We start from the raw sequence: 24,853 nt of genomic DNA, 5'->3' as shown, positions 1-24,853 counted from the left end.
TTCAGATCTTCTGTGCCAGGGACACGGTAAAGATGCCCCACTCATCCACACGCTGGGTGATCTTGCGGAAACCTGCGGCCTCCACCAATTGATCCATTTCTGCCTGGCTGCGGCGGCGCATCACCCAGGCCTGGCCTTGGCGGTGGCTGGTCAATGCGCGGGCGATCAGTTCCAGTTGCGGGTGCCACGGTTGGCCGGTGTACACCAGGTAACCACCGGGCTCCACGGCTTCGGCAAGGCCGGCCAGGGAACCGCCGACCATGGCGTTATCGGCAAACAATTCATACAGCCCGGACACCACGGCCAAGGTCGGCTTGGGGTCCAGAGCGGCCAGATCGGCGCGGTCGAATGCATCGCCTTTGACGAATTGCGCGATGTCTCCCAGGCCTTTCTCGCGGATCAACGCGCCACCGTCGCGCACGTTGATGTCACTGTAGTCGCGCAGCAGGATCGATTCCGGCAGCGGCGACACGCCCTGCAAGGCTTCCAGGATGTAACGCCCGTGGCCGGCGGCGATATCGACGATACGCACTTCGCGATCATCGCCACGCAGCTTGGCCATCGCCAGGCGCAGCAGTTCCTCGACGTTGAGCTTGCGCTGGCGGATGCCGCGCCAGCCGATGGAATTGAGGTAGTTGGTGTCGATCATCCGCCCCAGGCCGGCCTTGCCGGTGGGCGTATTGCGGTACACGTAGTCCAGGGTGCTGCCGGAGTCGAAACCGGTGTCGAAGCCCAGTTTCACCCCATCCGACAGGTTCTTGCCCAGGCCCATGCTGGCGCGGGTCATGCGCCAGTACAGGTCGCGCAGGGAATTGCGCGGCAGCGGCGCGGCGAGGGATTCGGACTCGGCGCAGGTGGCGCCGAGTTTATCGGCGTCGAGCAGGGAGGCGCGGTCCAGCGGGTGTGCAAAGTTTTGCAGGATAAAGCGCCGGGCGCTGCTCACCGCCACGGCGCGGTCACGTTCGCCAAGGGTGTCGTGGAAGAAACCGGGCAGGATGTGCAGCTCTTTTTTCAGGCTGCCAAGGCGGTCGAAAAATTGTTGTTGGGGCTTTCGATGCACCACGAAGTCGGAGCCGGAGATGAGCAGTTGAGTCGGTACCTGGATCGCCTGGGCGTCGGCTACAACCCGGTCGGCCGCTTCGTACAGGCCCAGCAGAACATTCACCGAGATGGCCTTGGTGATCAGCGGATCGCTGTCGTAGGACGCCACCCGCTCCGGATCATGGCTGAGGAACTTGGCCTTGACGTAGCTGTTGACGAAAAAGTTGCCGCGAAACTTGCGCATCAGTGCCAGGCCCGGACGGGCGAACGGCACGTACAGCTTGACCTTGAACGCTGGCGAGGCGAGCACCAGCGCACGGATTTTCGGCGCGTAATCGTGGACCCAAGTGGCCGCAATCACCGCGCCGACGCTTTGGGCGATGACGGCGAAGTTTTCCTCTTCGATGCCATAGGTGGCGCCGATATGGTCGCAGAAGGTCTGCACGTCGCGGGCGCTGGTGGCGAAGCTGGGGCTGTCGCCACGCTCGCCGGGGGATTGGCCGTGGCCGCGGGCGTCCCAGGCGAAGAAGTCGAATTGGGGCAGGTTCAGCTCATCGACCAGATGGGCGATGCGCCCCGAATGCTCGTGGCCGCGATGGAACAGCACGATCGCCTGGCGTGGCTCGCCCTCCGCAGGGGAAGTGGCCGGCCAGTGTCGGTAAAAAAGCTCGACGCCATCATGGGTGCTGAAAGTGTGTGCTTGCTGTTCGCGCATCGCAAAATCCTTATGCAGAAGGGGAAGGGGTTTCTTTCAGGCCTTGGCGTACGCGGTTGACCAGGGTGTAGGCGAGCAGGGCGGCGACCAGCCACATCACCGTGTCGACCCAACCCGCGCCGAGCCAGCCCAGCGCTACACCGGTGGCCAGCACGCCGAGTACAAAGGCCCGATCACTCTTGCCCATCGGCCCGTCGTAGCGCCGCGATGCACCGACCATCGGCCCGAGCACACCGGCGTATTCGCTGAACACCGCAAGCAAGGCCACCAGCAACACCGGCGCCAGGCTCACGCCGGGGATCAGTGCAAAGGGCAGGATCAGCGCACTGTCGGCGATCACGTCGCACAGTTCGTTGAGGTAGGCGCCCAGGCGCGATTGCTGGCCGAATTCACGGGCGAGCATGCCGTCGATGGCGTTGAGGGCCATGCGCGCAATCATCCACAGCGGGATCAGCGCAAACAGCCACAGGTGGTGGGCGAAGCTGGCGATCAGCAGGCCCACCAGCAGGGAAATCACCCCGGCCAGCACGGTGATCTGGTTGGCGGTGGTGCCGTTGTCGTAGAGGCGCTGCACGAGGGGGCGCAGCAGGTTTTGAAAACGCGGTTTGAGCTGATAGATCGAAATCATGGGGGGTGACGCTTCCTTGTCCGTGAGCCCGCGAAAAACTGGCTTGGAGTGTGCCGATTAATCACGGTGTTCACCAGTGATGGCGCGTGTTTATGGGGGTTTAGTCACGATCTGGAGAGCACTGAAGGACAAATGTGGAAGGGGGCTTGCCCCCGATCGCTGTGTGTCAGTCACTTATGTGGCGCTGACCCACCGCTATCGGGGGCAAGCCCCTCCCACATTGGATCGATGTACCGCTTAAAACGCTGTTCATCGAACAAAAATTTCACGCCCCGTGTTATATCGTAACGAATTATGTGCAAGCGGGCGTGTCGGGATGCAAGTGGATCTAGAAGCTGACGGCGCTTCGGTTGAAGGCCTGCCGCGTTTTCAGCAGGGGCTGTTCCATGCCCGTCGGTTGCGCCAGGCCGGTATCGGCCTGACGGTCCTGGCCGTAGGCGGTTGGGTGCTGGCGTTGTTTGTCGCGCTGTTTGCGCCGGTGTCGATCTGGCCGGTGGTGCTGATCAACTGCGCCTCGGCGTTGCTGGTGCTGGTGGCCTGCCTGCAGTCGGCGTGGTGGGTAGCCGATTGGCGCGCCCAGGCGCTTGAAGCGCCGACGGTTGAATTGAAGCAGGAAGAAACAAGTCGCTATGCACGCCTGGCAGGGCGCTTGGTCGGACAGATCGGCACGCCCGTGCTTTGGCTCGCGGGTTGGTCGCTGCTGGCGCTGGTCAGCATCGTCGAGTTCTGGAACCTGGCGTTGCCGGCTGCAGCTGTCGGTCAATCCGCCAGCATCGGCGCCGCGCTGGCTTTGGCCCTGGCGTTTGGCTTGCTGGTGTTCGAACGACGCCTGGCCCAGGAAACCGCCGCGCAATGGCCGGAAGCTTCGCAACTGGCGCAGGTGAGCCGGGTGGCGATCAGTTGCCTGGTGGTCAGCGCGATGTGCCTGCTGTTTGCTGGCGCCGAGTCTGTCTGGCCGTTGCGCCTGGCGGTGTTGATGGGGCTGCTGCCGGCGCTGGTGGCGGTGGAGTTTCTGTTCAGAGGCGCGCTGTCACTGTTCAGCCCACGCCAACCGCACCTCGAACCGCGGCTGATGGCGCAAAGTTTTATCGCCGGGTTGCTGCGCTGGCCGCCACAACCTTTGCTGGCGTTGCAGCACGAATTGCACAACCGCTTCGGCATCGACCTGCGGCAAATCTGGGCCTTTACCTACATGCGCCGCGCATTTTGGCCGGTGCTGCTGGTGGTGCTGGCGGTCGGCTGGGCGCTGACCGGCGTGCATGAAGTGCCCCTGCAAGGCCGTGGGATTTATGAGCGCTTCGGCAAACCGGTGCAGGTCTTCGGCCCTGGCCTGCATGCCGGATTGCCGTGGCCGTTGGGCCGTGTGATCAAGGTGGAAAACGGCGTAGTGCACGAACTGGCCACCAGCGTCAGCGAAGCCGCCTCGCCCGAGCTGGCCGCAGCGGAAGGCCCGGCGCCGTTGATTGCCAATCGCTTGTGGGACGCCAGCCACGTGAACGACAAATCCCAGGTCATCGCCAGCAGCAGCGGCGACAAACAGGGCTTCCAGATCGTCAATATGGATGTGCGCTTCGTCTACCGCATCGGCCTGACCGACGAGGCTGCGCTGGCCGCCACCTATAACAGCGCGGACGTGCCGAGCCTGATCCGCAGCACCGCCAGCCGCATCCTCGTGCACGATTTTGCTTCGCGCACCCTCGACGAATTGCTCGGCGAGCAACGCACCAGCCTGGCTGACGAAGTGGGCCGCGCCGTGCAGGCGGATTTGCGCAAGCTCCACAGTGGTGTGGAAATCCTCGCCACCGTGGTCGAAGCCATCCACCCACCGGCCGGCGCCGCCAATGCCTATCACGGCGTGCAAGCCGCGCAGATCGGTGCCCAGGCCCTGATCTCCCGCGAACGTGGCGCGGCCAGCGAGCAGACCAACCAAGCCCTGCTGCAAGCCAGCACCGCCCGCGATCAAGCCACGGCGACTGCCCACGAAGTGAATGCCGGCGCCCAGGCGGCCAACCTGCGTTTCACCGCCGAACAAAAGGCCTACGCCAGCGCCGGCCAAGCCTTCGTGCTGGAACAGTACCTCGGCCAACTCAGCCAAGGTCTGGCCCACGCCAGGCTGCTGATTCTGGATCATCGCCTGGGCGCCGATGGCGCACCGACGATCGATCTGCGTTCTTTTACCTTGCCGGCCGATCCGTCGCTGCCGCGTAAAGCCGTTCAATAAGGAGTCTGTCTGTTGAGCGCTCATTCTCACGATCACGGTCATCACCATCATCATGGCCACCACCACCACGGTGACGTGCACGCTGCTGGCCCTTTCCCTTGGCGGCGCATGGCCTGGGCCGCGTTGCTGGTGTTGTTTGCGGTCGCAGCGGCCAGCCTGGTGCAAGTGCGTTCCGGCGAAGCCACGGTGATCACGCGGTTCGGCAACCCGTCGCGGGTGCTGCTGGAGCCGGGTCTGGGCTGGCGCTGGCCGGCGCCGTTCGAGGCGGCGATCCCGGTGGACCTGCGCCTGCGCACGACCTCCAGCGGCTTGCAGGACGTAGGCACCCGCGACGGCCTGCGCATCATCGTGCAGGCCTATGTGGCGTGGCAGGTGCAAGGCGATGCCGACAATGTGCAGCGCTTTATGCGTGCAGTACAAAATCAGCCGGATGAGGCGGCGCGGCAGATCCGCACCTTCGTCGGCTCGGCGCTGGAAACCACGGCAGCCAGTTTTGATCTGTCCAGCCTGATCAATACGGATGCCAGCCAAGTGCGCATCGCCGATTTCGAAGCGCAATTGCGCCAGCAGATTGATCAACAATTGCTCACCACCTACGGCGTGCGCGTCGCCCAGGTCGGCATCGAGCGCCTGACGCTGCCGTCGGTGACCCTCACCGCCACCGTCGACCGCATGCGTGCCGAGCGCGAAACCATCGCCACCGAACGCACCGCCGTGGGCAAGCGCGAAGCAGCGCAGATCCGCTCCGCCGCCGAGCGCGACGCGCGGATCGTGCAGGCTGACGCCACAGTCAAAGCCGCCGATATCGAAGCCCAATCGCGAGTCGAGGCCGCGCAGATTTACGGGCGGGCCTACGCCGGCAATCCTCAGCTGTACAACTTGCTGCGCTCGCTGGATACCTTGGGCACCGTGGTGACGCCGGGCACCAAGATCATCCTGCGCACCGACGCCGCGCCGTTTCGCGCACTGGTGGACGGGCCGAAGGACGTCCAGCCATGACCGAGCGTGACAGCCCGGACAGCCCGTGGATCCAGGCCGGGCGCCTGACCTTCATGGCGCTGTACGCGGTGACCGTGTTGGCGGCCTTGGCCTGGGCATTTTCCAATGTGCGCCAGATCGACCCGCAGAACCGCGCCGTGGTGCTGCACTTCGGCGCCCTTGACCGCATCCAGAATGCTGGCTTGCTGTTGGCCTGGCCGCAGCCCTTTGAGCAAGTGGTGTTGCTGCCGGCTGCCGACCGCGTGATCGAGCGGCGGGTGGAAAACCTGCTGCGTTCGGAGGCGGCGGTGCAGGCTGACCGCGTGGCCAGCTTCGCCACGCCGCTGAGCGATGCGCTGGCCGGTTCCGGTTACCTGCTGACCGGCGATGCCGGCGTGGTGCAGTTGGATGTGCGGGTGTTCTACAAGGTCACCGAACCGTATTCCTTTGTGTTGCAGGGCGAGCATGTGTTGCCGGCCTTGGATCGGCTGGTCACGCGCAGCGCCGTGGCCCTGACGGCGGCGCGGGATCTGGACACGATTCTGGTGGCGCGTCCGGAACTGATCGGCACCGACAATAGCGCCGCCGAACGGCGGGAACGCTTGCGCGGTGACCTGGTGCAAGGCATCAATAAGCGGCTGTCGGAGTTGACCTCCAGCGGTCTGGGCCTGGGCATCGAAGTCACTCGCGTTGATGTGCAATCGAGCCTGCCGAGCCCGGCGGTGAATGCGTTCAATGCGGTGCTGACGGCCAGTCAGCAAGCCGATAAAGCGGTGGCCAATGCGCGCACCGAAGCGGAAAAACTCACCCAAACCGCCAATCAGCAAGCGGATCGTGTGGTGCAGGTTGCCCACGCCCAGGCCAGCGAGCGCCTGGCCAGTGCCAAGGCGCAAACCGCCACGGTCGCCAGCCTCGCCCAGGTCAAAGACCCGGGTTTGCTGCTGCGGCTGTACCGCGAGCGCCTGCCGAGGATTCTCGGCCAGGCGGGTTCCGTGACCACGGTCGACCCTAAAGACGACTCCCGCTTGATCATCCAGGGAGCCGAGCAATGAGCGCACCTATGTTGACCTCCGCCGAGCAGCGCAGCGCTGCCCGGCAATTGACCCTGGCCATGCTGGCGCTGGGCTTGCTCGTACTGGGCCTGGTGTGGCGCTGGCTGGCGCCGGACCAGACGGGCGTCAGTCAGCTGCTGCTGGGCGTGGCATCGCTGCTGGTGGCCGTGCCGGTGATGCGTTCGGCGTGGTACAGCCTGCGGTTCCCCAGTTTGCATGGGATCACCGATCAACTTATCGCCTTGGCCATGCTCGGCGCCTGGGCCACCGGCGATCTGCTGACGGCGGCGTTGCTGCCGATCATTATGATCTTCGGCCATGTGCTGGAAGAGCGCAGCGTGATCGGCTCTCAGGAAGCGATCCATGCTCTGGGCAAGCTGACCCGCAGCCATGCGCGGTTGGTGCAGGCCGACGGCAGCATTGTCGAGGTGGATAACGGTACGTTGAACACCGGCGATATCGTCGAAGTGCGTGCCGGTGACCGCGTGCCCGCCGACGGTGTGGTGTTGTCCGGCCAGGCGAGCCTGGACACGGCGCCGATCACCGGCGAGTCGGTGCCCTTGGAGGCGAGCGTGGGTGTGCAGGTATTTGGCGGTGCGATCAACCTCGACGGCCTGCTGCGTCTTGAAGTGACGCGCACCGGCAACGAGTCGACCTTGGGCAAGGTCATCGCGTTGATGCAGAACGCTGAGCGGTCCAAGCCACCGATCACGCGGCTGCTGGAGCGCTACGCGGGCAGCTATATGGTGCTGGTGCTGCTGCTGGCGGCGGTCACCTGGTTTGTGACCAACGATGCCCAGGCGATGCTCGCCGTGTTGGTGGCGGCGTGTCCGTGTGCGTTGGTGCTGTCGGCACCGGCCACGGCGATTGCCGGGATCGCGGTGGCGGCGCGTCATGGGATTCTGATTCGCAGCTCGGCGTTCCTGGAAGAGCTGGCGGACTTGACCTCACTGGTGGTCGACAAGACCGGCACGCTGACCTATGGCACGCTGCGATTGCAGTCCATCGAGACATCCTCGACCGATCGCCAGGCGCTGCTAAACCTTGCGGCCAGCCTTGGTTCGGCCAGTAGCCACCCGGTCAGCCGCGCGTTGGCGGGGTTGGCGACTCAGGCCCAAATGCTGGCGCTCACGGATATTCGCGAACGCCAGGGCCTGGGCGTCGTGGCACACACAGAGCAGGGCGAAGCGGCCCTTGGGCGGCCGGAGTTGTTCGCGCAGTTGGGCATTGCCACCACGGGCGTGCCCAACCATGACGGCCCGATTGCCGGGCTGGCGCTGAACGGGCAATTTCTCGCCTGGCTGCTGTTGGCCGACAGCGTCAAGCCGGAAGCCCGCCAGGCCCTGCAAGAACTTCGCGAGCTGGGCCTGGGCCGCCAATTGCTGCTGACGGGCGACCGCCAAAGCGTGGCCGACAGCCTGGCCCTGGACGTGGGCATCAGCGATGTCGAAGCCCAGGCGTTGCCCGAGGACAAGCTCAACCGCGTGCTGGGGGAAATCGGCAGCGGCTTCCGGCCGATGGTGGTGGGCGATGGGATCAACGATTCCCTGGCGCTCAAGGCTGGGGTGGTTGGCGTAGCGATGGGGGCGGGCGGGGCAGACATCGCGCTGGCCTCGGCGGACGTGGTGCTGATCGGCAGCGACCTGCGCCGCCTGGGCACCTGTGTGCGCTTGAGTCGCCAATGCCGGCACACGTTGCAGGTCAATGTGATCATCGGTCTGGGCTGGACGCTGGCGATTGTGGTGTTCGCCGCGTTTGGCTGGCTGGGTGCCGCAGGCGCGATGATCGCGGCGGTGCTGCACAACCTCAGCACGTTGCTGGTGTTGGGAAACGCCGGGCGTTTGCTGCGCTTCCACGAACCGCTGTTGAAGCTCGACGAATAATTTTCAGAAATCTTTGCACACTGCTGTAACGCCGTCGGGGGGCCTCACTCTAGTGGTGTGTCGAGACTGAGCAATCCGTTCAGACCGACACCCCTACCGATCATGAGGACTTTAACAATGAACATTAAATCCGCTGCTGCTGGTGCTGCTCTGGCGATGGCCGCCGCTACCATGTTTGCCGGTGTTGCCACCCAGGTACAAGCGGCTGACGCGCCAGTGCACTGCTACGGTGTGACCTCCTGCAAAGGCATGAACGACTGCAAGACCGCTGAAAACGCCTGCAAAGGCCAAGCGGTCTGCAAGGGCCACGGCTTCAAGTCCATGACCAAGGCAGCGTGCGACGCGGCTGGCGGCAAAGTCGGCGAATAACCGGCAACGAGTGCAACCGCAGCGCTAGCCCCCTGCGCTGCGGACACTTTCCCAGGAGTCAGTCATGTCCGCTTCCCTTCCAAGTCTGGGTTACGGCCTGGGTTTACGCAGTGAGTACTACCAGCAGATCCTTGAACAATCGCCGGCCGTGGATTGGTTCGAAGTGATCTCCGAAAATTATCTGGTGCAGGGTGGTAAAGCCTTGTACTTCCTGGACGCGATAGCCGAGCGCTATCCCTTGGTCATGCACGGCGTGTCCCTGTCCATCGGCGGGCCGCACGCCCTCGATATCGATTACCTGAAACAAATCAAACAGCTCGCCGAGCGCATCCAGCCGGCGTGGGTTTCCGATCACCTGTGCTGGAGCCGCGGCAGTGCGCACCAGTTGCATGACCTGCTGCCCCTGCCTTACACCGAAGAAAGCCTTTATCACGTCGCCAGCCGCGTTCGCCAAGTGCAGGACGTACTGCAGCGCCCGCTGGTGTTGGAAAACGTCTCCAGTTATGTGCGCGCCAAGTCGGATGAATTCACCGAGTGGGAATTCCTCAACGCCCTGGCCCATCTGTCGGGCTGCCAGTTGTTGTTGGACGTGAACAATGTGTACGTCAGTTCGCGCAACCATGGCTTCGATGCCTGGACCTTTATCCGCAACTTGCCGCCCGATAGCATTCGCCAGCTGCATCTGGCGGGGCATATGGACTATGGCGACTACGTAGTCGATACCCACGACCACCCGGTATGTGATCCGGTGTGGGCGCTGTATCAACAGACGCTGGAGCATTTGGGGCCGGTCTCGACATTGTTGGAGCGCGATGACCATTTTCCGCCATTCGAGGAGCTGCTCACCGAGTTGAGCAAAGCCCGCGAACTGGGCGCCACGGCCTTGGCCAGGAGAGCGCTATGCGCCTGACCGATTGGCAGTTGGCCTTCGAACAGCATTTATTAGCGCAAACGCCGGATGCCAACAGTGGCTTCGCCGCGACCTTACTCGGCGGGCCAACGCTGGATGTGGACACGGGCCTGGCGATCTACCACAACGCCTATATCGCACGGTTGCAGGAGGTGTTGCGGCATGACTTCAGCGCCATTCTGTATTGGCTGGGGGATGATGAGTTTGCGGCGCTGACCCACGCGTATGTACGCCGTTATCCGTCGGCCCATTACAGCCTGCGTTGGCTCGGCGAGCGCTTGCCGGCGTTTATCCACGAGCATCTGGTGGCCGAACAAAGTGCACCGTTGGCGGAGCTGGCCCAGTTGGAGTGGGCCTTCACCCTGGCGTTCGATGCGCTGGAAGGCCAACCGCTGACCCTGAATGACATGGCGCTGCTGCCGCCTGAGGATTGGCCGGGTTTGCAAGTCACCCTGATGCCGTCCGTGCAACAGCGACTGTGCCACTTCAACAGCGTCGCCATCTGGCGTGCCAGCAAGGATGGCTCGGACTTCCCCGACAGCCACAGCTTGGACCTCGCACAGATTTGCCTGGTGTGGCGCCATCTGCATGTGTGCCATTACCGCAGCCTGGAACCCGCAGAGGCCTTCGCATTGTCCGGCATGGTGACGACCGGTTGGACCTTCGCAGAACTGTGCGAGCAACTGGCAGTCACTTATGCAGAGGGTGCGCCGCTGCAGGCTGTTACATGGCTGAAACAGTGGGTCCAGGACGGTCTGCTCCAGCGCCGAGCTCCATAGAAGCGGGCTATCAAATCGATAGCCTCCTACTTTTATTGGGATGGTCTACCCTCATTTCAGACGTCTGAAACAAGGGGGGACTACTCATGCTCGCGCAACTTCCACCGGCCTTACAGAATCTTCAGCTACCGCTGCGTCTGCGACTCTGGGATGGCTATGAATTCAACTTGGGCCCCGAGCCCAGTGTGACCATCGTGGTGAAGGACCCCACGGTCGTCTCGCAACTGACCCATCCCACGCTCGACTCATTGGGCGAAGCCTTCGTCGAGGGCAAACTGGAGCTGGAAGGCTCTATCAGCGAAGTGATCCGGGTGTGTGATGAGCTGAGTCATGCTCTAGTCGAGGACGACGGTGGCAGTCATCCGGTGCGCTCGATCCACGACAAGGCCACCGACGCCGCGGCCATTTCCTACCATTACGACCTGTCCAACGCGTTCTACCAGCTGTGGCTGGACCAGGACATGGCGTACTCCTGCGGTTATTTCGAAACCGGCAGCGAATCCATCGACCAGGCCCAACAAGACAAATTCCGCCACCTGTGCCGCAAACTGCGCTTGCAGCCGGGCGAGTATTTGCTCGACGTCGGGTGCGGATGGGGCGGGCTGGCGCGTTTTGCGGCGCGGGAATTCGGGGTGAAGGTGTTTGGTATCACCTTGAGCAAGGAGCAGTTGGCATTGGCTCGGGAGCGGGTGAGCGCCGAGGGCCTGGACGACCAGATCGACCTGCAACTGCTGGACTACCGCGACCTGCCCCAGGATGGCCGTTTCGACAAAGTGGTGAGCGTGGGCATGTTCGAACACGTCGGCCACGCCAACCTGGCGCAGTACTGCCAGACCCTGTTCGGCGCCGTGCGTGAAGGCGGCCTGGTGATGAACCATGGCATCACCGCCAAGCACACCGACGGCCGCCCGGTGGGCCGTGGCGCAGGTGAATTTATCGAGCGCTACGTGTTCCCCAACGGTGAACTGCCACACCTGGCGATGATGACCGCCGAAATCAGCGAAGTCGGGCTGGAAGTGGTCGACGTCGAAAGCCTGCGCCTGCATTACGCCCGCACCCTGGACCATTGGAGCGAGCGGCTGGAAGACAACCTGGAGGCAGCGGCGAAGATGGTGCCGGAGCAGGCGTTGCGTATCTGGCGCTTGTACTTGGCCGGTTGCGCCTATGCGTTTGCACGGGGTTGGATCAACCTGCACCAGATCCTGGCGGTCAAGCCCCATGCCGATGGCAGCCATGAACTGCCGTGGACGCGGGAGGATCTGTACCGCTGAGTGGGAGGGGGCTTGCCCCTTCCCACATTTTGTTTTGTGTTATCTGGTTAAAGGATGGGTGAGATCAAGCGCGCCACTCGCATCCCCAGTTGTTGCAGGCGCCGGGTTTCGCGGCTTTCTTCCTGGCTGACTTCATGGGCCTGTGCGAAGTCATCCAGCAGCATCTGTTCCACCTCTTTGGCAAAGGCTTCATCGACGGTCAGCAACATCACTTCAAAATTCAGCCGGAACGAGCGGTTGTCCATATTCGCACTGCCGATGGCGCTGATTTCGCTGTCCACCAAAACCACCTTCTGATGCAGAAACCCCGGCGTGTAGCGGAACACTCGCACCCCGGCGCGCACGGCTTCGATGGCGTAGAGGCTGGAGGCGGCATACACAATGCGGTGATCCGGCCGCGACGGCAGCAGCAGGCGGACGTCCACACCGCGCAGTACCGCCAGGCGCAGGGCGGCAAACACGGCTTCGTCGGGGACGAAATACGGGCTGGTGATCCACACCCGTTCGGTCGCTGCGTGAATGGCCTCGACGAAAAACAGCGAGCAGGTTTCATACGGATCGGCCGGGCCGCTGGCGAGCAATTGGCAGAGCACACCGTCTTCGGGGTAGGCGTCCGGCAGAATCAGCGGCGGCAGTTCCCGCGCCGCCCAGAACCAGTCTTCGGCAAACGACTCTTGCAGGCACGCCACCACCGGGCCCTTCACCTGCACATGGGTATCGCGCCACGGCGCCAACGGCGGTTTTTTGCCCAGGTATTCATCCCCCACGTTATGGCCGCCGACAAACCCGGTGATGCCATCCACCACCACGATTTTGCGATGGTTGCGGAAGTTGACCTGGAAGCGGTTGAGCCAGCCACTGCGGGTCGCGAAAGCCTTGACCTGCACCCCGGCGTCGCGCAGCGATTGCACGTAGCGATGGGGCAGGGCGTGGCTGCCGATGCGGTCGTAGAGCACGTAGATGCTCACGCCTTGGGCGGCTTTTTCCTTCAGCAGCGCGTGAAGTTGCCGGCCAAGTTGGTCGTCATGAATGATGAAAAATTGGAACAGCACGGCCGTCCTGGCGGTACGGATCGCGTCGAAGATCGCGCTGAAGGTGGCGTCGCCATTCACCAGCAGGCGTACTTCATTGTTGGCCAGGCACGGCATACGGCCCAGTTTGGGCATGGCGCGCAAAGAAGCGTAGGCACTGGAGTTACGCGCGGCCAGGGCTTCTTCGACCCAGGGGCGCCAGTTCAGCTCGGTGATGGCGGTGTGCATTTCCTGGTTGGCCTGGCGACGGGCCTGGATGTAGGCGTCGAAGGTGCTGCGGCCGAAGATCAGGTAGGGAATGAGCGTGAGGTAGGGCATGAACATCAGCGACAAGGCCCAGGCGATCGAGCCTTGGGCGGTCCTGACGGTCAACACCGCGTGGATCGCGGCGAGAGTCCCGAGAAAGTGCAGTGTGGCGATGACGTAGGCGAGCAGGTGCGGGCCGAAGAAATCCATGGACGTCGGTACTCCAGGCAATCCAATGCCTAACAGACCATGTTCGGCTGTGAATGTCGCTATTTTATTTGGCGTGCAACACTGGCGCCTTTGCAGCGTCTAACGCCCACAATTGCTCAGGAGTTACCCGATGAATGCTCGTCTGCTCTGCTTGTCCTTGGTTGTTGGTTTGTCGCTGCCGGTGGCAGCGCAGGCGCAGATGCTGGCGCCGGGCTTGTGGGAATTGACCACCAGCAATATGAAAGTCGATAACCAGGACCTGCCGGACTTGTCCCTGATCCTCGGTCAGCTCAAGCAACAAATGACCCCTGAACAACGTGCCATGCTCGAAAAACAGGGCATCACCATGGCCGGCAAAGGCGTGCAGGTGTGCCTGACGCCGGCGCAGGTCGCGTCTGACTCGATCCCCCTGACCGACCCGCAATCGGGTTGCAAACAGGAGGTGACCGACAAGACCGGCAACCAGTGGAAATTCCGCTTCAGTTGCCCGAAAGCCCAGGGCACCGGTGTCGCCACTTTCCAGAGCCAGAAAGAATTCACCACCACCGTCAACGGCACCTTCAATGCCACCGGCATTCAGCAGAAGGGCAGCCTGGACACCCACGCGCAGTGGTTGGGCAACGACTGCGGCACGGTCAAACCCCGCGCCTAACGCAAGAAATGCAGCGGCAAACCCTGGCAGCTGTCGACCACCTGGCCGTTGTGCCAGGCCAGGTGGCCGGAGACCAGGGTGGTGCTGACGCTGTGGCGAAAGCTGCGTTCTGCAAAAGGTGTCCAGCCGCAGCGGGCGAGGATCGGTTCTTCGCTCACCGGCTTGCCTTCGGGCTCGGGTTTGATGAGCACCAGGTCGGCCCAATACCCTTCGCGTAGATAACCGCGGTCCGGGATAGCAAACAGGTCGGCGACCCGGTGGCTGGTCTTGGCGACCAGCGTAGTCAGCGGCAGCAGGCCGTCCGCCACCAACTCCAGTAACGCCGGCAGCGCATGTTGCACCAGCGGTAACCCTGACGGCGCTTCACGATACGCCAGCTGTTTTTGCGCCCAGGTATGCGGCGCATGGTCAGTGCCAATCACATCCAGACGATCACTCAGTAACGCCTGGCGCAGCGCGTCGCGGTCGGCGCGGGTCTTGATCGCCGGGTTGCATTTGATCTGATGGCCGAGGCGGTGATAGTCACGGTCATCGAACAGCAAGTGATGGATGCAGACTTCAGCGGTGATGCGTTTTTGCGCCAGGGGCTTGTCGTCGAAAAGTGCCAGTTCCCGGGCGCTGGTGAGGTGCAGCACATGCAAGCGTGTGTCGTGGCGCTTTGCCAACTCCACCGCGAAAGACGACGAGCGATAGCAGGCCTCGGCATCGCGGATCAGCGGGTGGGCGACGGCGGGGATGTTGTCGCCGAAACGCTCGCGCAAGCGCAGTTCGTTGGCCTGGATACTTGGCGTGTGTTCGCAGTGGGCCAGCAGGATGGTCGGCACTTCGGCAAACAGGCGCTCCAGAATCCGTGGATCGTCCACCAGCATATTGCCGGTGGAAGCGCCCATGAACACTTTGACCCCGGCCACTTCACAGGGGTCGAGGGCCGCGACGGTGTCGAGGTTGTCGTTACTCACCCCAAAGTGAAAGCCGTAGTTGGCCACCGAGTGCAGGGCCGCACGACGCTTTTTATCGGCCAGGGCTTCCAGGTTAAGGGTGGCCGGGTTGGTGTTGGGCATGTCCATCACGCTGGTGATGCCGCCAGCCACCGCCGCACGGGACTCGCTGTAAAAGCTGCCTTTGTCCGGCGCGCCGGGGTCGCGAAAGTGCACCTGGTCGTCGATCATGCCCGGCAGCAGCCATTGGCCCTTGGCGTCGATGGCCAGCGGCGCATTGCAGCCGGTGATGCTGCTGGCGATCTTCTCGATACGGCCATTGGCGACCAGCACATCGGCGTCGAAAATCTGGCCTTCATTGACCAGGCGGGCGTTGCGGATCAGCAGGCGGCTCATGGTTCAGAACTCGTTTTGCAGGGCTTTGTAGCCGCGCACCAAATCAACGTTGGTGCGCGCCACGTCTTCGGAAAACTCCGAGGCACTGACGCTCACCGGCGGAAATTGCGACAGGTCGGTGTTGGGCCCGATGCGGGTGGTGGAGGGCACGTAGAACGCGGCCGGCAAGTCGCGGCCATCGACCACCGAGTTGTGGCGCACCACGCAACCGTCGCCCACGGCGCAATTGAACAGCACGCTGTTGAAGCCGATGAACACGCGATCGCCCACCGAGCACGGGCCGTGGACGATGGAGCGGTGGGCAATGGAGGTGAATTCACCGATGGTGACTGCCGCGCCGGATTTGGAGTGAATCACCACGCCGTCCTGGATATTGGAATTGGCGCCGATGGTGATCGGGTCCATGGCGCCGCTGGCGTCGACTTCGTCGGCGCGGATCACCGCGTATGGGCCGACGAAGACGTTCTCGCCGATGATGACCTTGCCGCAGATGATGGCTGTTTTGTCGACGTAGGCCGATTCGGCAATCACTGGCAGATCGCCGGAAGGGTTCTTGCGGATCATGCGCTGGGCTCCGTGATGATGTGGACGTGGTCGCCATCGATGGCGTTGTAGAAACAGGTGGGCCGGCCGGTATGGCAGGCAGGGCCGAGTTGGTTGACGATCAGCAGCACCGCGTCGCCGTCGCAATCCAGGCGCGCTTCTACCAACTGTTGCCAGTGACCGGAGCTTTCGCCTTTGCGCCACAGTTGCTGGCGCGAGCGCGACCAATAGCAGACTTGCCCGGTAGCGAGGGTTTCGTTGAGGGCCTGGCGGTTCATCCAGGCCAGCATCAACACCGCGCCGCTGCCGTGTTGCTGGGCGATGGCGGCGATCAAGCCATCGCTGTTCCACGCCAGCGCGTCGAGCACCGGTTTGAGTGGAAAGCGACTGCCGATGGCCGCCCCTTCCAGTTCGAGCATGCTCAGGTTCATGGCTTGCTCAGGGCAGCGCACAAGGTGTTGAGGTTGTATTCGAACAGTCCGGTAAACGTGCTGGCGGGGCCTTCGGCGGCGAGGGCGTCGGAGTACAGCGTACCGCCGATCTGCGCGCCGCTTTCGTCAGCGATCTGCTTGAGCAGGCGCGAGTCCTTGATGTTTTCCATGAACACGGCCTTGACCTTGTCTTTGCGAATCTGGGTGATCAGCGCAGCGACTTCGGCTGCGGAAGGCTCACGTTCGGTGGACAAGCCTTGCGGCGCCAAGAACTGAATGCCATAGGCCTGTCCCAGGTAACCGAAGGCGTCATGAGAGGTGACAATGCGGCGGTTGCCGGGTGGCAGGGCACCGAACTTGGTCTTGGCTTCGGCCAGCAGGCGATAGATTTCCTTCAGGTAGGTTTGGCTGTTGCGCTGGTAATCGGCGGTATTGGCCGGGTCGGCGGCCACCAGCGCCTTGGTGATGTTGTTCACGTAGATTTCAGCGTTGGCCAGGTTGTGCCAGGCGTGCGGGTCGGGGATGGTTTCGCCGTCTTCTTCCATGGTGTGGGAGATCACGCCCTTACTGGCGGTGACTACTGTGGCTTTGGTTTCGGTGCTGGTGACCAGGCGGTCCAGCCAAGGTTCGAAACCGAGACCATTCTTGATGATCAGCTTGGCCTTGAGCAGCGCCTTGGCGTCGTCCGGCGTGGGCTCGTAGGTGTGGGCGTCGGCATCCGGGCCGACCATGTTGCTGATCTGGATGTGATCGCCACCGATCTGGTGAGTGATGTCATCGAGAATACTGAAGCTGGTGACCACCTGGAGTTTGTCGGCGGCCTGGGCCATCGACAGCGGCAGCAGCAGACTGAACAGCACGAGTAGAGCGCGCATCGGGAAACACCTCATTGGGATGTAAGCAGGGGCGGGCGGCGCAGCAAACCGTGCACCGGACCGAAGACCACGGACAGCAGGTACCCCGCGCCAGCCACCAGCACAATCGCCGGGCCGCTGGGCAGTGAGTAGTAGAACGACAACAACAAGCCAAGCCACACCGACAGGCATCCCAGCACCGCCGATACCGCAATCAACACCGGCAGGCGCCGGCTCCAGAAACGTGAAGCGATGGCCGGCAACATCATCAAACCCACCACCATCAACGCGCCGATGGCCTGGAAGCCGATCACCAGGTTCAGTACCACCAGGGTCAAAAACAGCCCATGGGCCAGCGGGCCGAGACGGCTGACGGTTTGCAGGAACAGCGGGTCGAGGGTATCGAGCAGCAGCGGTTTGTAGATCAGCGCCATGGCGAGCAGGCTGAACCCGGACACCCAGAGCATGCCGGTGAGGGTGGTGGCGTCGACGGCCAGGGCGGAGCCGAACAACAGGTGCAAGAGGTCCAGGCGCTTGCCGGCGATGCCGAGGATCAGTACGCCGGCGGCGAGTGAAATCGGGTAGATGGCGGCGAGGCTGGCGTCTTCGCGCAGACCGGTGCGCCGGGTGATCCAAGCGGACAGGCCGGCCATGCTCAAGCCGGCACCGAGGCCGCCGATGGTCAGCGCGGGCAGGCTGAGCCCGGCGAACCAGAAGCCCAGCGCAGCGCCGGGCAGGATGCCGTGGGCCACGGCGTCACCGATCAGGCTCATGCGGCGCAAGATCAGGAAAACGCCCAGCGGCGCGGTGCTGCATGCGAGCACCAGCCCGCCGATCAGGGCGCGGCGCATAAACACGAAATCGACGAAGGGCATCCACAGGTGGGCGGCGAAGTGCATCAGGCCACCTGCATCTGGGGCTGCGGGCGGATCAGCTCTTTGCTATTGCCGAACACACAGCCGGTGCTTTTGATATGCAGCACGTGCTCGGTGTGGTGGCGTACGGACGTCAAGTCGTGGCAAACGATGACCAGCGTGCGGCCTTCGGCATGCCAGGCGTGGATATGTTTCCAGCACAGCGCCTGGCCCTCTTCATCGAGGGCCGCGTGGGGTTCATCCAGCAACAACACCGGCGACTCGGCCAGGCTCATACGGGCCAGCAGCGCGCGTTGCAATTGGCCGCCGGACAACGCCATCAATGGGCGCTGTTCCAGGCCACTGAGGCACCAGTCTTCCAGCACCGTGTGCAGGCGCTGGCTGCGTTGCTGCGAGGTGAGTTGGGTGCCCCAGAAACCTGCGGCGACTAACTCTTGCAGGCTGATGGGGAACTGCCGGTCGAGGTGTTGCTGCTGAGGCAGGAACGCCAGGCCGCCACGGCGTGGAACATCCACGATCACCTTGCCGGCCAGCGGCTTTTGCAGCCCGGCAATCACTTTCAGCAAGCTGCTTTTACCGCAGCCGTTGGGACCGATAACGCCCGTGAGGCTGCCTTTTTCCAAGGTGAAATCCACGGCGGGCGTGAGCGGTTGGCCGGGGGCGCCCCAGCGTAACGTGGTGCAGGTGATCATTCAGGCTGTCTCGTCCAGCGGCTTTCAGCCACGGCATCGTGCGCGTGCAGGCTTTCGGCGTGGATCACTTTCAGGTGGAAGGCTTTGACGGCATCCGAGCGTTTCAAGGCGAGGTTCAGGCGGCGGGCGGCGTCTTCGCAGAACATCAGGTTCTGCCCGTTGGCCAGGGCGAAGGCTTGTTCGTCCGCACGTTTCACGGCGGTTTGTACGGCGGTGCCGAGGGCAGCTTCGGCGTCGTTGATCAGATCAGTCAGCGCCAGATGATCGCCTTGCAGGTGTACGTGAAGCTGGGCGCTGCTGCGCTGGCTGTGGGGCGTGGCGATGATCCCATTGGCGCTGCCGAGCCAAGTCAGCACAGCTTCATGCTGCAACGGCTTGTCGGCGAAATCTTCGAGAAACTGCTGCTGAATCAACTGCCTGGCAAGGGCTGCGGAACAGGGGCAAGTCGAGGAGTAAGTCACGTCAATTTTTTGTTCCACGTGGAACATCTGATTTTCAAGACGGGCTTCGATGCTGACCGGATAGCTCTTCCAACCGGCCAAAGGGCTCACCAGCGCCGGGCGTTTCAGCAGCAAATTCGTATGGATACGCAGGTAGGCGTTCTTAGATAAATCTTCATGACTGTCGAGAAAGCGCTGCAGTACATTGCGCAGAAGTGCAGGCGTAAGGGGCTGCTGGTCGAGCATTTCCAGCGCCAAGTACAAGCGTGACATATGAATGCCACGGGCGGTGCCGTCGTCCAGGCTCACACCGGCATCGGCGGTGGCGGTCAGACGCTGACCGTCGATGAGGATTGGCAGGGCGATGCCGCACATGCCCACCCAGTCGAGCGGCAAGGCTTGGCGTGAAGCCTGCGCGGCGATATCCGGCAGAGTCAGCGCGTTCATGAGCAGGTCCATCGTTGGAAATAATTCGACATGTTATAGTATAACAATAGAGTCGACGATGAATTTTCTGTCCTAGCCTTTTTTCAGTCATGTCGAGTACGGACGCTCCTTTATTTGCGGTATTTGTCATGCACAGACGTCAGCTTCTCAATCTGCTCCTGGCCAGCCCCTTTTTTGTGTTGCCGTTTACGGCGCACGCCACGCAGATTCGTAATGCGCGTTTATGGCGCTCAAACGACAAGCTGCGGCTGGTGTTCGACCTCAGCGGTCCGGTGCAGTACAAGACCTTCTCCCTGACCGCGCCGGAGCGCCTGATCATCGACCTCAGCGGTGCGGGGCTCAGTGGTGATTTTTCTCAACTTGAGTTGAAGAACAGTGGGATAACCTCGATTCGTTCGGGGCATTTCGGCAAGGCGGATACGCGCATCGTGCTCGACCTGGCCACACCGATGCAGCTCAACAGCTTTATATTGCCGCCGCAGGAAGGTCAGGGGCATCGCTTGGTACTCGATCTCACCAGTGCCACTCAGGCGCCCCGTCAAATCGCCGCTGAACCTGCGCCCTTGGCGGCGCCGGTGGACAAGGCGCATCCCAAGCGCGACATCATGGTGGTGGTCGACCCCGGCCACGGCGGCAAAGACCCGGGCGCCATCGGCTCCAAGGGCCAGCGCGAAAAAGACGTGGTGTTGTCCATCGCCCAACTGCTCGCCAAGCGCCTGAAACGCGAGAAGGGCTTTGACGTGAAACTGGTGCGCAACGACGACTTCTTCGTACCGCTGCGCAAGCGCGTGGACATCGCCCGCCAGCACAAGGCCGATATGTTTATCTCGGTGCACGCCGATGCCGCGCCACGGCTTACGGCATCGGGGGCCTCGGTGTATGCGCTGTCGGAGGGCGGCGCCACTTCGGCCACGGCGCGTTTTATGGCCCAGCGTGAAAACGGCGCGGACCTGCTGGGCGCCACCACGTTGCTCAATCTCAAGGACAAGGACCCGATGCTGGCCGGGGTGATTCTCGACATGTCGATGAACGCCACCATTGCCTCCAGCCTGCAACTGGGCAGCTCGGTGTTGGGCAGTCTGCAAAGCATCACCAGCCTGCATCAGAAACGCGTGGAACAGGCCGGGTTCGCGGTGCTCAAGTCTCCGGATGTGCCATCGATCTTGGTGGAGACGGGCTTTATCTCCAACACCCGTGACGCCCAGCGGCTGGTGACGGCCCGCCATCAACAGGCGGTGGCGGATGGTTTGTTCGATGGCCTGAAAAACTACTTCCAGAAGAACCCGCCAATGAACAGCTACATGGCGTGGGTTCAGGAACAGAAGAATCCTCGGGCCTAGCAGCCGGTGATCCGGCTACAGGTGAACTTGGCGCTGGCCCCTCCGGAGCTGGAGAACCGATTGATCGTGGTCCAGCCCACGCGGCGTGTGTAGCCGACCCACGCCTCCCCATCCGAGGCCAGGCCAGTGAAAAACGTCAGTTGCCCATACCGGCTGTTGGTCTGTGCCCAATAGCGTTTGCCGGCCACTTCGAAGCCGCGCAAATACGTGGTGTTGCCCACCGTCGCCACACTGTAGGCGTTGCCCAGCGGGTCGACACAGGCCAGCACGTTGGCGCTGCGCGTGCAGGTGGCCAGCGGACTCGGCGCTTGTGCACAAGCAGGCCCTGCCGCTGCCAATAACAGAGCGCACACCAGGTATTTCATAAGGTTTCTCGGGGCTGGGAGGAGTTCAAGCATTGCGCCCTTCGTCGCAGCGAGCAAGGGGGATTGGCTTATTTGTGTTGTTATACTATAACATAAAAACACAGCCTGACCCGTGACCCGCTCCCCATGACCGGACAAGACCTGCTGACCCAACCGCCTGCCGACTACATGAATGAAGCCCAGCAGGGCTTCTTCCGCGAACCACCCTGTGTATCGAAGCCAAAGAACGTGAAGAGCTGCACGAACGCCATAAACGGGCGATTTGACCGGCCGACCCTGATGAGGAATACCTGATGCCCAATCGTCTCCCCGTTACCGTGTTGTCCGGCTTTCTCGGCGCCGGTAAAAGCACATTGCTCAACTATGTGCTGCGTAACCGCGAAAATCTGCGTGTGGCAGTGATCGTCAACGATATGAGTGAAATCAACATCGACGGCAGTGAGGTGCAGCGCGACGTCACGCTTAATCGCTCCGAAGAAAAACTGGTGGAGATGAGCAACGGCTGTATCTGCTGCACCCTGCGTGAAGACTTGCTGGAAGAGGTCGGAAAGCTCGCCAAGGAAGGTCGGTTCGATTACCTGTTGATTGAATCCACCGGTATCTCGGAACCGTTGCCCGTGGCCGAAACCTTCACCTTTCGCGATGAAAACGACCAGAGCCTGGCCGATGTCGCACGCCTGGACACCATGGTCACGGTAGTCGACGGCATGAACTTCCTGCTCGACTACCAGGCCGCCGAAAGCCTGGCCTCACGGGGCGAAACCCTTGGCGAAGAGGACGAGCGCTCGATCACCGACCTGTTGATCGAGCAGATCGAATTCGCCGATGTGATCTTGATCAGCAAGATCGACCTGATCAGTAGCAGCGAACGCGAAGAGTTGATTGCCATCCTTGAGCGCCTCAACGCCCAGGCACAAATCATCCCGATGGTCATGGGCGAGGTGCCGCTGCACAAGATCCTCAACACCGGCCGCTTTGACTTTGAACGCGCCGCCCAAGCGCCAGGCTGGCTACAAGAGTTGCGCGGTGAGCATGTGCCGGAAACCGAAGAATATGGCATCGCATCCACCGCCTATCGCGCACGCCGCCCGTTCCATCCGCAACGCTTCTTCGACTTTATCGACCGGCCTTGGGTGAACGGCAAATTGCTGCGCTCCAAAGGCTTTTTCTGGCTGGCCAGCAAACATCAGGACGCCGGCAGCTGGTCCCAGGCTGGCGGCCTGATGCGTCACGGGTTTGCCGGGCGCTGGTGGCGTTTCGTGCCGAAAAGCCAATGGCCCCAGGACGAAGAAAGCGTCGCGGCAATCATGGGCAACTGGCAACTCAGCACCGGCGACTGCCGTCAGGAACTGGTGTTTATCGGGCAGAACATCGACTTCGCCCACATGCGCGCCGAGTTGGATGCGTGCCTGCTCAACGATGAAGAAATGGCCCTGGGCGTCGAAGGTTGGCGCCTGCTGGCTGATCCGTTTGGTCCCTGGTATGAAGAGGCAGCCTGATGCTGGCACCGGTTATCCCCTTGCGCCCCGTGATTCGCCAGACCCGTGGTGAAACCCCGCTGGCGCTGTCCGACATCCTTGAGGACGGCGTGAACCTGGCGCTGTGGCAGCGTCAGTTGCCGCTGCATATTGCCGAGTTCGGCGCCTTGCTGGTGGCACTTAACGAGCCGTTGGCTGATTCGATGGTGATTGAGCTCAACAGCGAAGACGCCGAGCCGAACTTGCAGGGATTGGCGTCCAGTTGCCGTGATCTGGAGGGTTATGAAGGCTTTGTCGCCGATGTGTCATGGCTGGTCAGTGCCTTCGCCTGCCTGCTCGGCGCCAAGCGCATCGGCGTGCGCCTGCGGCTGTTGGATAAAGCCATGTGCCCACGTTTTCACGTCGATCATGTGCCGGTACGGTTGATCACCACCTATGCGGGTGTCGGCAGCCAGTGGTTGCGTGAAGGCGTGATGGACCGGCGCAAGCTCAGCCAAGCGGACGCCGAACCCAGCGAGCGCATCGAGCAGATTCAGTGCGGTGAAGTGGCGCTGCTCAAGGGCACCAAATGGCATGGCAACGAAGGCCACGGCCTGATCCATCGCTCACCCGGCCTGAAAGCGGATGAGCGCCGATTGATTCTGACGCTGGATTGGCTCGCGTAACCGCGTAGGATCAAACGCTCTACACGGTCTGAACGATGCCCCTGATGCTGCAGAACATTCCCACCCACGTGATCGCCGGCCCCTTGGGCGCCGGCAAGACCAGCTTGATCAAGCACCTGCTCGCCCAACGCCCGGCCAACGAGCGCTGGGCGGTGTTGATCAACGAGTTCGGGCAGATCGGCCTGGATGCTGCGCTGCTGACCCGGGACGACGACGGCATTGCCCTCGGCGAAGTTGCCGGTGGCTGCCTGTGCTGTGTGAATGGTGCACCGTTCCAGGTAGGCCTGGGCCGCTTGCTGCGTAAGGCCAAGCCGGATCGTTTGTTTATCGAACCCTCGGGCCTGGGCCATCCTGCGCAGTTGCTCAAGCAGTTGCGCGAAGCGCCGTGGCAAGCGGTGCTGGCGGTCCAGCCCTGTGTGCTGGTGCTGGATGCCCAAGCACTGGCGGCGGGCAAGCCTTTGCCGGTGGCGCAGCAGGAGGCGCTGGCCAGTGCCGGGCTGTTGGTGTTGAACAAGGATGAGGCGCTGGATGCCACGCAGCGCCATGCGATCCAACGGCAGTTACCGGATTGTGCGATTTACTGGACACGCCAGGCGCAGTTGCCGCTGGCCCAGCTACCTGGCTTGAACGCAATTGCAGGCGCGGCTGTGGATAACTTCGCAGTGCCCAAGGGGCTGGCCCAACTGCCGGCGATCTGGAGCGATCCCGCGCAGCCCATTTGTTTGAGTCAGGCCCAGGAGGGCGGCTGGAGCATTGGTTGGCGCTGGCATCCAAGCCAGCTATTTGATCCTGAGCGTCTGGCGCTGTGGCTCAAAAGTCTTGAATGGCGCCGCGCCAAACTGGTTATCCACAGCCGTGATCGCTGGATTTCCGTTAATGCTGTGGATAACAGCTCGTTCACCTGGCAGCCCAGTGAATGGCGCCGCGACTCTCGTGTCGAACTGATCTTCAGCGCCCCACAGGACGTTATCGCATTACAGGCCGCGCTGGCAGCCTGCCGTTACTGACGGTTCTTGGCCGCGTGGTCCTGCCGCCATTGGCTCAGCTCAATGACTTCAGCGCTGGGCAGCGCCTCCTTGGCCTCGAACGGGTAGGGCGCCAGTTCGATCTGCGCGCTGTGGGCGCCGAATTGGGTGATAGTCCCGCTGTGACGGGTCTCGCCCGTGACGGTGAACTCGAAATTGTAGATACGCGCCAGACGCCGCCGGCCATTGGCGTCTTTCACAAAACCGATGCGCTTCAACGCGACGGCACCGTCGAGCAATTCGATATCGAGCTTGGCGCAATGCTGCTTGACCCGCGCCAGCGCCCGCTCGCGCAGGCCGTGGTTGTGCCACACCCAGGCGGCGCCGGTCGCCAGCAGCATCAACACAAACATGTTTCCCAGGGTCAGCATGCGAAAA

25 protein-coding genes and 1 pseudogene are annotated in these 24,853 nt (G+C 62.5%); 14 read left to right on the top strand and 12 right to left on the bottom strand.

Going from position 1 to position 24,853, the window contains the following annotated elements:
• Position 1: 1 nt before the first annotated feature.
• Together NDJ82_RS05355 and NDJ82_RS05350 are read right to left on the bottom strand one after the other, a co-directional pair.
• The gene (locus tag NDJ82_RS05355; RefSeq protein ID WP_250925051.1) at positions 2 to 1,756 is read right to left on the bottom strand and encodes a bifunctional alpha/beta hydrolase/class I SAM-dependent methyltransferase; all 1,755 of its coding nucleotides are present in this window, start codon (positions 1,754 to 1,756) and stop codon (positions 2 to 4) included.
• 10 nt (positions 1,757 to 1,766) lie between these two features.
• A complete protein-coding gene (locus tag NDJ82_RS05350) occupies positions 1,767 to 2,384 on the bottom strand; it encodes a CDP-alcohol phosphatidyltransferase family protein (protein WP_099586106.1) in 618 nt (205 codons plus the stop codon).
• Between the two features lie 316 nt (positions 2,385 to 2,700).
• On the opposite strand from NDJ82_RS05350, the gene hflK (NDJ82_RS05345) reads away from it, so the two are divergent.
• The 8 genes from hflK (NDJ82_RS05345) (at position 2,701) to cfaB (ending at position 11,847) form a co-directional block, all read left to right on the top strand.
• On the top strand, positions 2,701 to 4,605 hold the full coding sequence (gene hflK, locus NDJ82_RS05345) for a protease modulator HflK (RefSeq protein ID WP_250925050.1): 1,905 nt from the start codon (positions 2,701 to 2,703) through the stop codon (positions 4,603 to 4,605).
• A gap of 9 nt (positions 4,606 to 4,614) precedes the next feature.
• The gene (gene hflC / locus NDJ82_RS05340; RefSeq protein WP_371926585.1) at positions 4,615 to 5,604 is read left to right on the top strand and encodes a protease modulator HflC; all 990 of its coding nucleotides are present in this window, start codon (positions 4,615 to 4,617) and stop codon (positions 5,602 to 5,604) included.
• Positions 5,601 to 6,635, top strand: coding sequence for a protease modulator HflK (hflK, locus tag NDJ82_RS05335; RefSeq protein WP_099586103.1), 1,035 nt, complete (start codon positions 5,601 to 5,603; stop codon positions 6,633 to 6,635). The genes hflC and hflK (NDJ82_RS05335) overlap by 4 nt, the downstream gene beginning before the upstream one ends.
• Positions 6,632 to 8,518 (top strand): cation-translocating P-type ATPase, encoded by a 1,887-nt coding sequence (locus NDJ82_RS05330; protein WP_099586102.1) that lies wholly within the window; start codon positions 6,632 to 6,634, stop codon positions 8,516 to 8,518. The genes hflK (NDJ82_RS05335) and NDJ82_RS05330 overlap by 4 nt, the downstream gene beginning before the upstream one ends.
• 117 nt (positions 8,519 to 8,635) lie before the next feature.
• The gene (gene bufA2 / locus NDJ82_RS05325) at positions 8,636 to 8,887 is read left to right on the top strand and encodes a BufA2 family periplasmic bufferin-type metallophore (protein ID WP_099586101.1); all 252 of its coding nucleotides are present in this window, start codon (positions 8,636 to 8,638) and stop codon (positions 8,885 to 8,887) included.
• A 64-nt stretch (positions 8,888 to 8,951) separates the two neighbouring features.
• Positions 8,952 to 9,797 (top strand): MNIO family bufferin maturase, encoded by an 846-nt coding sequence (bufB, locus tag NDJ82_RS05320; protein ID WP_112192812.1) that lies wholly within the window; start codon positions 8,952 to 8,954, stop codon positions 9,795 to 9,797.
• The gene (locus NDJ82_RS05315) at positions 9,788 to 10,576 is read left to right on the top strand and encodes an HvfC/BufC N-terminal domain-containing protein (protein ID WP_250925049.1); all 789 of its coding nucleotides are present in this window, start codon (positions 9,788 to 9,790) and stop codon (positions 10,574 to 10,576) included. Before bufB ends, NDJ82_RS05315 begins: the two co-directional genes overlap by 10 nt.
• 86 nt (positions 10,577 to 10,662) lie before the next feature.
• Positions 10,663 to 11,847 carry a C17 cyclopropane fatty acid synthase CfaB gene (cfaB, locus tag NDJ82_RS05310; protein WP_250925048.1) on the top strand — a complete coding sequence of 395 codons (1,185 nt, stop codon included), beginning with the start codon at positions 10,663 to 10,665 and terminating at the stop codon, positions 11,845 to 11,847.
• Between the two features lie 47 nt (positions 11,848 to 11,894).
• On the opposite strand, the gene cls is transcribed toward cfaB, so the two are convergent.
• Positions 11,895 to 13,334, bottom strand: coding sequence for a cardiolipin synthase (cls, locus tag NDJ82_RS05305; RefSeq protein WP_099586097.1), 1,440 nt, complete (start codon positions 13,332 to 13,334; stop codon positions 11,895 to 11,897).
• Between the two features lie 130 nt (positions 13,335 to 13,464).
• On the opposite strand from cls, the gene NDJ82_RS05300 reads away from it, so the two are divergent.
• On the top strand, positions 13,465 to 13,986 hold the full coding sequence (locus NDJ82_RS05300; RefSeq protein WP_112192808.1) for a DUF3617 domain-containing protein: 522 nt from the start codon (positions 13,465 to 13,467) through the stop codon (positions 13,984 to 13,986).
• Here NDJ82_RS05300 and NDJ82_RS05295 read toward each other — a convergent pair.
• From NDJ82_RS05295 to folE2, 7 genes are read right to left on the bottom strand one after another with little or no spacing between them, the layout of a single operon-like run.
• Positions 13,983 to 15,320 carry a dihydroorotase gene (locus NDJ82_RS05295; protein ID WP_250925047.1) on the bottom strand — a complete coding sequence of 446 codons (1,338 nt, stop codon included), beginning with the start codon at positions 15,318 to 15,320 and terminating at the stop codon, positions 13,983 to 13,985. The genes NDJ82_RS05300 and NDJ82_RS05295 overlap by 4 nt on opposite strands.
• Positions 15,321 to 15,323: 3 nt before the next feature.
• Complete coding sequence (locus tag NDJ82_RS05290) at positions 15,324 to 15,884, bottom strand: gamma carbonic anhydrase family protein (protein WP_048721911.1); 561 nt, start codon at positions 15,882 to 15,884, stop codon at positions 15,324 to 15,326.
• A complete protein-coding gene (gene hisI / locus NDJ82_RS05285; RefSeq protein ID WP_099586094.1) occupies positions 15,881 to 16,294 on the bottom strand; it encodes a phosphoribosyl-AMP cyclohydrolase in 414 nt (137 codons plus the stop codon). The genes NDJ82_RS05290 and hisI overlap by 4 nt, the downstream gene beginning before the upstream one ends.
• A complete protein-coding gene (locus NDJ82_RS05280; protein ID WP_112192805.1) occupies positions 16,291 to 17,169 on the bottom strand; it encodes a metal ABC transporter substrate-binding protein in 879 nt (292 codons plus the stop codon). Before NDJ82_RS05280 ends, hisI begins: the two co-directional genes overlap by 4 nt.
• Positions 17,170 to 17,180: 11 nt before the next feature.
• Positions 17,181 to 18,047: a metal ABC transporter permease gene (locus tag NDJ82_RS05275; RefSeq protein ID WP_250925046.1), complete on the bottom strand. Its 867-nt coding sequence runs from the start codon at positions 18,045 to 18,047 to the stop codon at positions 17,181 to 17,183.
• Positions 18,047 to 18,715, bottom strand: a complete 669-nt coding sequence (locus NDJ82_RS05270; RefSeq protein ID WP_099586091.1) for a metal ABC transporter ATP-binding protein — start codon at positions 18,713 to 18,715, stop codon at positions 18,047 to 18,049. Before NDJ82_RS05270 ends, NDJ82_RS05275 begins: the two co-directional genes overlap by 1 nt.
• Positions 18,712 to 19,602: a GTP cyclohydrolase FolE2 gene (folE2, locus tag NDJ82_RS05265; protein ID WP_158879266.1), complete on the bottom strand. Its 891-nt coding sequence runs from the start codon at positions 19,600 to 19,602 to the stop codon at positions 18,712 to 18,714. Before folE2 ends, NDJ82_RS05270 begins: the two co-directional genes overlap by 4 nt.
• Before the next feature lie 128 nt (positions 19,603 to 19,730).
• Here folE2 and NDJ82_RS05260 point away from each other — a divergent pair, with 128 nt between their 5' ends.
• Positions 19,731 to 20,942, top strand: a complete 1,212-nt coding sequence (locus NDJ82_RS05260; RefSeq protein ID WP_250925045.1) for an N-acetylmuramoyl-L-alanine amidase — start codon at positions 19,731 to 19,733, stop codon at positions 20,940 to 20,942.
• On the opposite strand, the gene NDJ82_RS05255 is transcribed toward NDJ82_RS05260, so the two are convergent.
• Complete coding sequence (locus tag NDJ82_RS05255) at positions 20,939 to 21,307, bottom strand: glutamine synthetase (RefSeq protein WP_191946666.1); 369 nt, start codon at positions 21,305 to 21,307, stop codon at positions 20,939 to 20,941. The genes NDJ82_RS05260 and NDJ82_RS05255 overlap by 4 nt on opposite strands.
• 126 nt (positions 21,308 to 21,433) lie before the next feature.
• Here NDJ82_RS05255 and NDJ82_RS27595 point away from each other — a divergent pair.
• The 4 genes and pseudogenes from NDJ82_RS27595 to NDJ82_RS05240 form a co-directional block, all read left to right on the top strand.
• A pseudogene (locus tag NDJ82_RS27595) lies at positions 21,434 to 21,508 on the top strand (RNA polymerase-binding protein DksA); the annotation flags it as partial.
• Positions 21,509 to 21,600: 92 nt separating this feature from the next.
• A complete protein-coding gene (zigA, locus tag NDJ82_RS05250; protein WP_099586087.1) occupies positions 21,601 to 22,806 on the top strand; it encodes a zinc metallochaperone GTPase ZigA in 1,206 nt (401 codons plus the stop codon).
• Positions 22,806 to 23,450, top strand: a complete 645-nt coding sequence (locus NDJ82_RS05245; protein ID WP_099586086.1) for a DUF1826 domain-containing protein — start codon at positions 22,806 to 22,808, stop codon at positions 23,448 to 23,450. Before zigA ends, NDJ82_RS05245 begins: the two co-directional genes overlap by 1 nt.
• Before the next feature lie 44 nt (positions 23,451 to 23,494).
• Positions 23,495 to 24,457, top strand: coding sequence for a CobW family GTP-binding protein (locus NDJ82_RS05240; RefSeq protein ID WP_250925044.1), 963 nt, complete (start codon positions 23,495 to 23,497; stop codon positions 24,455 to 24,457).
• On the opposite strand, the gene NDJ82_RS05235 is transcribed toward NDJ82_RS05240, so the two are convergent.
• Positions 24,451 to 24,846 carry a DUF3301 domain-containing protein gene (locus NDJ82_RS05235; RefSeq protein WP_099586085.1) on the bottom strand — a complete coding sequence of 132 codons (396 nt, stop codon included), beginning with the start codon at positions 24,844 to 24,846 and terminating at the stop codon, positions 24,451 to 24,453. The two genes, NDJ82_RS05240 and NDJ82_RS05235, sit on opposite strands and share 7 nt — an antisense overlap.
• Between the last annotated feature and the right edge of the window lie 7 nt (positions 24,847 to 24,853).

Origin of the sequence: Pseudomonas sp. SR18, from assembly GCF_023701505.1 — a bacterium.
In the GTDB taxonomy this organism is placed as follows: Bacteria; Pseudomonadota; Gammaproteobacteria; order Pseudomonadales; family Pseudomonadaceae; genus Aquipseudomonas; species Aquipseudomonas cyclaminis.
Note: the sequence above shows the minus strand (reverse complement) of the source record. Positions and strands in the feature narration are given on the sequence as shown.